A 1,073-nucleotide genomic window follows, 5' to 3' on the forward strand; every position below is an offset into this window, starting at 1 on the left:
CTAGGTGTGCTGTCCGGAGAGGTTAGTGACGCGGCTGGCTGGGGTTTGGCCGCTGATGCCGGTGTGGGGTCGGTGGTAGTTGTACCAGTCCAGCCAGTCGGGAAACGCTGCCTGGCGTTCGGCGTCTGAGGTGTAGGGCCGGTGGTAGGCCCACTCGTCGAGCAGGGTGCGGTGGAAGCGTTCGACCTTGCCGTTCGTCTGCGGTCGCCAGGGCCGGGTCCAGCGCGGGCTGATGCCCAGCCGATTGCAGGTGTCGCGCCAAGTGTTCTTGGTATAGGCCCAGGCGTTGTCGGTCAGGACCCGCTCCACGGTGACGCCGTGGTCTGCGAACCAGGCGGCGGCTCGCTGGAGGAAGCCGGCGCAGGTGGCGGCCTTCTCGTCGGGCAGGTCTTCCGTGTAGGCCAGGCGAGAGTGGTCGTCCAGGGCGGTGTGGAGGTAGGCGTATCCGCCGCCTTGGCGGTTGGCTCGGCCGGCAGCCCGGCCCAGGGCCTTGTGCCCGCCGCCGTCGGGGATGCGGCCGAGTTTCTTGACGTCGATGTGGACCAGCTCGCCTGGTCGGCTGCGTTCGTAGCGGCGTACGGGCTCGCCAGTGGCACGGTCCGTTGCGGCGAGTGCGGGCAGGCCGTGCCGGGCGAGGATGCGGTGGGCGGTGGAGGCGGCGATGCCGCATCGGGCGGCCAGTCGCACAGGGCCGACGCGGTGCTCACGCCGCAGCCGCACGACCTGCCGTTCCACCGCGGCCGGGGTCTTGCGCGGGCTGTGGTGGGGGCGGCTTGAGCGGTCGTGCAGGCCCGCAGCCCCGTGTGTGCGGTAGCGGCCTGCCCAGCGGGCCGCGGTGGTGTGGCTGACCTGGAAGCGTTCCGCAGCCCGGCGCAGCGGCCAGCCGTCCTCGACGACACACCGGGCCAGACGCAGCCGGCCGGTCGGCGTCAGCGGGGCGTTACGGTGGGACAACGAGGGCCTCCTGGCTGCCGGTTGTAGATCTCGCAATCCACACCGAACCCAGAGGCCCTCGCCTCGTTCAAGGACCAGCCAAGGCGTGTCGCCTGTCACCAACGTCCCCAGACAGCACA

At 70.9% G+C, this 1,073-nt stretch carries 1 protein-coding gene; it reads right to left on the bottom strand.

Going from position 1 to position 1,073, the window contains the following annotated elements; all coding sequences use genetic code 11:
* Positions 1 to 954: an IS481 family transposase gene (locus KUM44_RS31815; protein WP_217213226.1), complete on the bottom strand. Its 954-nt coding sequence runs from the start codon at positions 952 to 954 to the stop codon at positions 1 to 3.
* Positions 955 to 1,073: the final 119 nt, after the last annotated feature.

The organism is Streptomyces sp. AC550_RSS872 (genome assembly GCF_019049285.1).
Lineage (GTDB): Bacteria > Actinomycetota > Actinomycetes > Streptomycetales > Streptomycetaceae > Streptomyces.